Raw genomic sequence first — 8,625 nt, forward strand, 5'->3', positions numbered from 1 at the left:
GTCGCAAATTCCCGCTCCGTGCAGCGGGCAATTTCCGGATACCCTTCGTCATCAACACGTACAAACCAGAAGACCAGTTTTTTGTTTCCGGCATCCACAAAGAACGGAATATTCAGGTCTGCGCAACACTCAACGGCATCGTCAAAATTATCAAAGCGCAGAACCTCAGCTTCTTCTTCGTCAAAAAAAATCATCTTCGTGAAGTTTTACGACATAGTGGAGGAGTTTGCTTCTTTGAGGTGCAGGTTTTCGTTTGCGTGGTTTAGCTGAACGGGCCATATAACTACCTGAAAGACAATGATATTGTCTGTTTTTATAACGGTAATCACAGGCCATGACAAGCCGCAGCCGTCAGGCCGCCTACTCGGGTCGGTTTAGAACGCTTATTTAGTACCAGATCTTACTTATAATAAAGGGGCTTGGCAGTTTGGATAAACTATTGTCCTTATTCCACTAATACAAACTTTTTGTAAAGTATATTAAATATACTTCATTTCATACTGAAATCCCCGGAAGTATTCAATCAAACAATTACACCATAAAAGGAAGAGGGGGCCCCAATTAAGTTGTCAAGCATGTTTACTGCGCAATCGCTTGGTGCTCCGTCCCTGTACCCCGCATTGGTACTCTGGCGCTCATGGGGCTTCCACTTGCGCTTCTCCCTTCACATCGGGGTGACAGGTCCACGTTCCCCACAAGAGCCTGAATCGACTTCACGCCGCTTTTATGCCGGATGCCGCGCAGGCAGTAAACATATCCCACAGGAACGACTCCACCATTGTTTTGACATCATCTATATGCTTTCGACACATCATCAGCGGTTCACTTTCGTTCGTCTCTTCGAACCATACCTGATCGGCTCACGTCCGACCTTTTCCCATCTCGCTCACCACCACATCTCTTAAATGCAGCAGCAGTGGATGGTTTGGTGCCTGCGCCTGCACGCCGACACCGAGGGGCCTTCCCTCATCTCTTGTGCCGCATGGCTGCACAGGGACTCACGTCCCCAGGACGCGCCTTCGTGGCACACAGTCATCGGCATAGCAACAGTAAGCAACGGCAGGTTTCCATTGCCAGTTTTCTTTGACAGCAGTACTTCGGCCTCGCTGGATACTGTGATTCCAGTACCAGCGATCCTTTCTGGCTTTTCCACTCAGGTAGCGTTTATTCAGATACTGGTCGAACTCATTCAGTATGATGTTCGACAGCAACGGCGAGATCACACCGCCCTGTGGCATACTTTCACTGACCGCCCGGAAGAGACCAACATCAACACGGCGTTTTCCACAGCAGTCTCATAAAACGTGCATCACTGATCCTGCGGCAGACGGCTTTCATCAGCAGCCGGTGATGTACTGTGTCGAAGTAGCTGGACAGGTCACCTTCAATAACCCGGCGCCCCGTGTTTCCCCGCAGTCGGTGAGCTGTAATAGTACGTGATGTCTCCCGCCCACTTCTGGTTCGGGCCACTGGCGTAAAAATCCTGCGTCAGCAGATTTTCTGATACAGGCAGGCCGTGTGCACGGTAACTGATCGGGCTGAACTTCTGGGAGGCTTTTGCGCTCAGTTCCTGACGGCGCAGACTGGCTGCCACGGTTTTTACGTTAAAGTGGTAACCAGAGCACACAGTTCATCCGTCAGGCGTGGGGCACCGTAACGCTGGACTGGGTAAAAGCCTTGCGGACAACGCTGTCGCAGTGCTGACGGAACTGCTGACGTGTGTTTATCCTTGTCCGCCGCTGACACCACGTATACCAGCCGCTGCGGGCCACCCGGAGTACGCGGCACATTGCCTTGATGACGGTTTACGCGGTCGCCTGCGGCAACGGCTTTCCGGCTGACGGTAGTGTGGACCTTTTTACCCCGGAGAACACCGGCAAGCCCCATAACCGCCATGAGACGTGCCACAGTGCATCTGGCCACTCTGATACCTTCCCGTAACAACTGATGCCTGACTTTACGCACAGCGTATACCTGATGATTCTCATCGTATACGCGCAGTATCTCTTTCTTCAGCCAGTCATCGCGCTGCGCACGGGCACTGCGTTTATCATGATGATGTCGCTGTTGCTGACAGTGGTAATACGTTGACGGGGCAATATGCAGTTCACTGCATACCGGTCCGACCCCGTACTGCTCACGCAGCTTATCCAGCAGTGGCATTATTTTTTCCAGAGGCGGTCGAACTCCGCCTTTGCAAAATAAGCGGAAGCCAGGCGAAGGATATTGTTACTGCGGCGCAGTTCACGATTTTCACGTTCCGGCTCTTTCAGACGCTGACGTTCAGCGGTGGTGAGCCTACCTCACCGCCCCCGGTATCCCGCTCATGCTGGCGTACCCAGACACGCAGAGTCTCCAGTATACAGCCAATCTTTGGAGCAATGGAACAAATCGCTGCCCATTGTGAGTCATATTCGCCCTGACTTTCCAGAACCATACGAACTGCCCGTTGACGGACTTCAGGGGAAAAACGTGTATTTTTAGTCATCCTGTTTACCTCTTTCTCAGGGAGTTTAGTCTCCAGGATTTCCGGGGCGGTTCATAATGATATAAAAAGGATGGGCTGAGATTCTATTGGTCCCCATCCTTTTAGCTTTGGTTTAATAGTTTATAGAGCTGTTCTGAAGAACGTTTTTTTACAGTCTGGCAGCCAATATAATATTGGCTTAAACATCAGGAGATATGATGGCAAATGATACTTGACGACTTTCTGGAGGGATAGCATTGCGAAGCCCTTCACTGCTTGGAAGTGTTCCAGCATGAACGAGATAGCTTGTTTCTATTTTATTAATACCAACACCATTACATGTTATGTGCGATGGTAATATTGATGAGCTAACTTCGTAAGCCCTCCCCCCAGAGGCAGAGATTGCAGTGTCGTTTTTAGGGACAACTGCGTTGATTTTTATAATATGTCCACAATTGTTAATAACTCGTTGTTCAGGCATGAAATTAAGCCTGTTTTCTATGTTTTCGGACATAATTTGGGCATATATGTGTTCCACAGAGGAAGACGTGATGTGAAGAGATTGCCAGAATGCAGATGTTAGTGCGGATATAAATGCAGGGTCTTGAAAGAGTGAAGTAAACAAAAGTTTTTCTGTTTGAAAACATAGGTCTTGTTGGGGGAAGTTTGAATTGATTATTTTATTTAATTGGTTGTAACTTAGCATTTGAAGCTCTTTTTTGCTATCAATGAATTCATTAATTCCTAACTCATTAATTAGATCTGCAATTAATTTTAGTGGTATTTCAATATTGTTGAAATATATTTTTGTACTATTGCTGTCAGATGCTCGAATATCTCTGTAAATATCATGCCAAACACTATTAAAATCAGTGTCTTTAACGGGGAAGTAATCATCGTTTGGTATTATCGATGTACAGCAATTAATGGCTGTTTCAATAACTTCTGGTGCAGGCTTGTGAGTTTTAAAATTCCCTGATACCGGAGCTGTAATAGTATGTACTTTTCCTAAGTTGAATTGTTTGGGGGGGAGTGAACTTAACAAGTTATTATATTCTTTTGATGAAAGTTGAGTGGATTGTATTTTATCTCCATCAAGATAAAAAACCGAACATATGCCTTTGTTAAGGCATAGCCGTATTGAAATGCCATCTATGTTTGCGTGGGCAAACTCTCCGTCCATTTTATCTTGTGATAGTGATGGTGAGAAACTATCCATTAGTTTTTTTTCGCTATATTTTTCGGCTAGAGTTTCGTGTGGAGAATATATTCCGAAAGTTATTATTTTCAGTAAAACGTCACAAAAACTCAATTTATTCCAACTTACTTCTGTAGTTGATTTGACAGTTGACATCCATGATGAGTCATTTCTTTCATGGTTAGTTATGTTTGATGTCTGCATTTGATTTCTCCTGATGTATTTTCCTATTGATGCCAATATATATTAATATAATTAAATTGGGAACATAATAAAATGGAATGTTATTCTTCTCTTTAAGAAAACGATACATTTCCACTAAAAACAATTATGCAGTTATTGCATTGGAGAGTCTGGTAGGAAAGTTGTGATATGAATACATTCATGTTATTGGCTTTGGGGATTAACATCAAGGGGCAGATAGAACCATTGGGTGTATAGAAAAACAAAGTGGTTAAACTTTGGGCAAGCGTACAGAAAGAACTGAAAAGTTGCGGTCTGAAGCAGACTATCATAGTAAAATTATTAATTTATTATCGAACATATAGCTTTCCCCCTCTTTTTTTCAAAGCAAGACACAGGTAAATTTCTCCCGTTGCATTGATATATAACACAGCTCTCATGTTTTGGTTGAGGCTTTGTTTAATATGTTTTTGCATATATCGTCCCTTTATTCCGGATAAAACGGAATCTTTTTAGGGGTTTATCAACCACTTACTGATAATATAGTGCATGAATCAAATTCACAAATTTTTTTGTAATATGACCCAATGTTCACAGGGGGGGGCCGGAGAATTACCTACGGTAAAGGAAAAAACATGCAAATTGTCTTTTTCTCCTTTTGTTGTTGGTGCATCCCTGTTGCTCGGGGGGCCAATAGCTTTTGCTATTCCTCTTTCGGGTACTCAAGAACTTCATTTTTCAGAGGACAATTATGAAAAATTATTAACACCTGTTGATGGACTTTCTCCCTTGGGAGCTGGTGAAGATGGAATGGATGCGTGGTATATAACTTCTTCCAACCCCTCTCATGCATCTAGAACTAAGCTACGGATTAACTCTGATATTATGATTAGCGCAGGTCATGGTGGTGCTGGTGATAATAATGATGGTAATAGTTGTGGCGGTAATGGTGGTGACTCTATTACCGGATCTGACTTGTCTATAATCAATCAAGGCATGATTCTTGGTGGTAGCGGCGGTAGCGGTGCTGACCATAACGGTGATGGTGGTGAGGCTGTTACAGGAGACAATCTGTTTATAATAAATGGAGAAATTATTTCAGGTGGACATGGTGGCGATAGTTATAGTGATAGTGATGGGGGGAATGGAGGTGATGCCGTCACAGGAGTCAATCTACCCATAATCAACAAAGGGACTATTTCCGGTGGTAATGGAGGTAACAATTATGGTGAGGGTGATGGCGGTAATGGAGGTGATGCCATCACAGGAAGCAGCCTCTCTGTAATCAATAAGGGCACGTTCGCTGGAGGCAACGGAGGTGCTGCTTACGGTTATGGTTATGATGGCTACGGTGGTAATGCTATCACAGGAGATAACCTGTCTATAATCAACAATGGAGCTATTTTAGGCGGTAATGGTGGACATTGGGGGGATGCTATAAATGGTAGCAATATGACCATTGCTAATAGCGGATATATAATTTCAGGTAAAGAAGATGATGGAACACAAAATGTAGCAGGTAATGCTATCCACATCACTGGTGGAAACAATTCATTAATACTCCATGAAGGTTCTGTCATTACTGGTGATGTACAGGTTAACAATTCATCCATTCTGAAAATTATCAACAATGATTACACTGGGACCACACCAACTATTGAAGGTGATTTATGTGCTGGTGATTGTACAACTGTTTCACTATCAGGTAACAAATTCACTGTTTCAGGTGACGTTTCTTTTGGTGAGAACAGTTCTTTAAATTTAGCTGGAATCAGTAGTCTGGAAGCTTCTGGAAATATGTCATTTGGCAACAATGTAAAAGTGGAAGCTATTATAAATAACTGGGCGCAGAAGGACTATAAACTGCTAAGTGCAGATAAAGGGATAACAGGTTTCAGTGTTTCTAATATATCTATCATCAATCCGTTACTCACTACTGGTGCTATTGACTATACAAAAAGCTATATCAGTGACCAGAATAAATTGATCTACGGTTTGAGCTGGAATGATACAGATGGCGACAGTCATGGAGAGTTCAATCTGAAAGAAAACGCTGAACTTACTGTTAGTACTATTCTGGCAGATAATCTCAGCCATCATAATATAAATAGCTGGGACGGAAAATCCCTAACAAAATCAGGGGAGGGAACTCTCATTTTGGCGGAAAAAAATACCTACTCTGGTTTCACCAACATCAATGCAGGCATTCTAAAAATGGGGACAGTTGAAGCTATGACACGTACCGCTGGTGTTATTGTTAATAAAGGTGCTACCTTGAATTTTTCAGGCATGAACCAAACTGTTAACACTTTATTAAATAGTGGGACTGTGCTAATCAATAATATTAATGCCCCTTTTTTGCCTGACCCCGTCATTGTCACAGGTAACATGACTCTGGAGAAAAACGGTCATGTTATTCTCAATAATAGTTCGTCAAATGTCGGTCAGACCTATGTTCAGAAAGGTAATTGGCATGGAAAGGGCGGAATATTATCTTTGGGCGCGGTTCTCGGCAATGACAACAGTAAAACTGACCGGCTGGAAATTACAGGCCATGCGTCTGGTATTACCTATGTTGCAGTGACAAATGAGGGAGGCTCTGGAGATAAAACTCTTGAAGGTGTTCAAATTATTTCGACAGATTCTTCTGATAAGAATGCTTTTATTCAGAAAGGCCGTATTGTTGCTGGTAGTTATGACTATCGCCTGAAACAGGGCACTGTATCTGGACTGAATACCAATAAGTGGTATCTAACTAGTCAGATGGATAATCAAGAATCAAAACAGATGAGCAATCAAGAGTCTACTCAAATGAGTAGTCGCCGAGCTAGTTCACAGCTTGTATCTTCACTTAATTTGGGTGAAGGTAGTATTCACACATGGCGCCCTGAAGCTGGCAGTTATATTGCTAACCTGATAGCAATGAACACGATGTTTAGTCCTTCTCTCTATGACCGACACGGTAGCACTATTGTTGATCCTACTACAGGTCAGCTCAGCGAAACCACCATGTGGATTCGTACTGTTGGTGGACATAATGAGCATAATTTAGCTGATAGACAATTAAAAACCACAGCTAACAGGATGGTTTATCAGATTGGTGGAGATATTTTGAAGACAAACTTCACTGATCATGATGGCTTGCATGTGGGTATTATGGGAGCTTATGGATATCAGGATAGCAAAACTCATAATAAGTATACTAGTTATAGTTCACGAGGAACTGTGAGCGGTTATACTGCCGGTTTGTACAGTTCTTGGTTTCAGGATGAAAAAGAACGAACAGGTCTATATATGGATGCTTGGTTGCAGTACGGTTGGTTTAATAATACAGTCAAAGGAGATGGGTTTACTGGTGAGAAATATTCCAGCAAAGGAATAACAGGAGCTTTGGAAGCTGGCTATATCTACCCAACCATACGCTGGACTACTCATAATAATATTGACAACGCATTGTATCTCAATCCACAAGTCCAGATAACTAGGCATGGGGTAAAAGCAAACGACTATATTGAACACAATGGCACTATGGTCACATCCTCTGGGGTCAATAATATTCAAGCAAAATTGGGATTGCGTACATCCTTAATTAGTCATAGTTGTATCGATAAGGAGACTCTTCGTAAGTTCGAACCATTTTTGGAAGTGAATTGGAAATGGAGCTCAAAGCAATATGGTGTAATTATGAATGGCATGTCAAATCACCAGATAGGCAACCGTAATGTGATTGAACTCAAAACTGGTGTGGGGGGGCGTCTTGCAGATAACCTAAGCATCTGGGGAAACGTATCTCAGCAATTGGGTAATAACAGTTACAGAGACACCCAAGGTATTTTGGGTGTGAAATATACCTTCTGATAATAAAAATGCAGGGCGTGTTGATGTCCTGCATTTCTCTGGGACCCACCGTGTAAAAGCTCGGTGGGTTTTTGTGCACATGATGGTATGCCTGCGATCAATGCCAAACGTGTTTACCAGATCATGCGCCAGAATGCGCTGTTGCTTGGCGTTACACAGGAATTGCATTAGAAAGCGATGAACGAATGCTACCGCCAAATATTCGTGGTTATGCGCCTCAGATTACTGGTATTGCAGAAACTAATGCACGTGTTGTTGTATCTCAACAAGGTCGAGCAATATATGACTCTACTGTACCAGCTGGAACTTTTTCTATTCAGGACTTGAGTAGTTCTGTACGAGGAATATTGGATGTTGAAATTTTTGAGCAAAATGGTAAAAGAAAACATTTCCAAGTAGAAATGTGCAGGTGTGCCTTTCTTATCCAGACTTGGTCAGAGTAGGTATAAATTAGTAACAGGTCTACCTAAAACAAATAATAAAGCAACTGGTGATGCATTTTTTTCGGTGAAGATCCTACGGGGTCCTGAGCCCGGTGAAGTGGCGAGGCAAATCACATGGGGAAGCGTACTGAACCGCCCCGGGTTTCCTGGAGAGTGTTTTATCTGTGAACTCAGGCTGCCAGATCATCGTTTCCGATGGAAGCATAATAAGCTTTTTCTGCTTCTGCCGGAGGAGTATGGCCCAGCCTTTCCAGCAATCGTCGATTGTTATACCAGTCCACCCACGTGAGTGTGGCCAGTTCCACTTCTGCACGGTTTTTCCAGCTCTTACGGTGTATTACCTCCGCTTTGTAAAGACCATTGATGCTCTCCGCCATCGCGTTGTCATACGAGTCGCCTGTACTTCCTGTTGATGCCAGTAATCCGGCTTCCTTAAGCCGCTGTGTGTAGGCCAGCGATACATACTGAGAACCTTT

At 43.3% G+C, this 8,625-nt stretch carries 4 protein-coding genes, 4 pseudogenes and 1 other annotated feature; of the genes and pseudogenes, 2 read left to right on the forward strand and 6 right to left on the reverse strand.

Annotated elements, in window-relative coordinates; translation table 11 throughout:
* The 5 genes and pseudogenes from BHE85_RS06315 to virA all read right to left on the reverse strand — a co-directional run.
* On the reverse strand, nucleotides 1-194 hold a 194-nt coding region (locus tag BHE85_RS06315; protein ID WP_146628228.1), incomplete at its 3' end, for a hypothetical protein.
* 831 nt (nucleotides 195-1,025) lie between these two features.
* Nucleotides 1,026-1,505: pseudogene (locus tag BHE85_RS26690) on the reverse strand (reverse transcriptase/maturase family protein); the annotation flags it as partial.
* Nucleotides 1,433-1,799 (reverse strand): annotated as a pseudogene (locus tag BHE85_RS06335) (IS3 family transposase); the annotation flags it as partial. The pseudogenes BHE85_RS06335 and BHE85_RS26690, both read right to left, overlap by 73 nt.
* 1 nt (nucleotide 1,800) lies before the next feature.
* A pseudogene (locus BHE85_RS06340) lies at nucleotides 1,801-2,488 on the reverse strand (IS3 family transposase); the annotation flags it as partial.
* Nucleotides 2,092-2,208 (reverse strand) — a sequence feature (AL1L pseudoknot). (Overlaps the previous pseudogene by 117 nt.)
* A 178-nt stretch (nucleotides 2,489-2,666) precedes the next feature.
* Nucleotides 2,667-3,869 carry an alpha-tubulin-specific protease gene (virA, locus tag BHE85_RS06345; protein WP_001195008.1) on the reverse strand — a complete coding sequence of 401 codons (1,203 nt, stop codon included), beginning with the start codon at nucleotides 3,867-3,869 and terminating at the stop codon, nucleotides 2,667-2,669.
* Nucleotides 3,870-4,397: 528 nt separating this feature from the next.
* Here virA and icsA point away from each other — a divergent pair.
* Nucleotides 4,398-7,706, forward strand: a complete 3,309-nt coding sequence (gene icsA, locus BHE85_RS06350) for an outer membrane autotransporter IcsA (RefSeq protein WP_039064436.1) — start codon at nucleotides 4,398-4,400, stop codon at nucleotides 7,704-7,706.
* A 143-nt stretch (nucleotides 7,707-7,849) separates the two neighbouring features.
* Nucleotides 7,850-8,168: pseudogene (locus BHE85_RS27265) on the forward strand (fimbria/pilus outer membrane usher protein); the annotation flags it as partial.
* A 151-nt stretch (nucleotides 8,169-8,319) separates the two neighbouring features.
* Here the strand turns inward: BHE85_RS27265 and BHE85_RS06360 are convergent.
* Nucleotides 8,320-8,625 (reverse strand): integrase core domain-containing protein (locus tag BHE85_RS06360; protein WP_000585607.1); only part of this gene is annotated, 306 nt, incomplete at its 5' end.

The organism is Shigella sp. FC1567 (genome assembly GCF_001743015.1).
Lineage (GTDB): Bacteria > Pseudomonadota > Gammaproteobacteria > Enterobacterales > Enterobacteriaceae > Escherichia > Escherichia coli.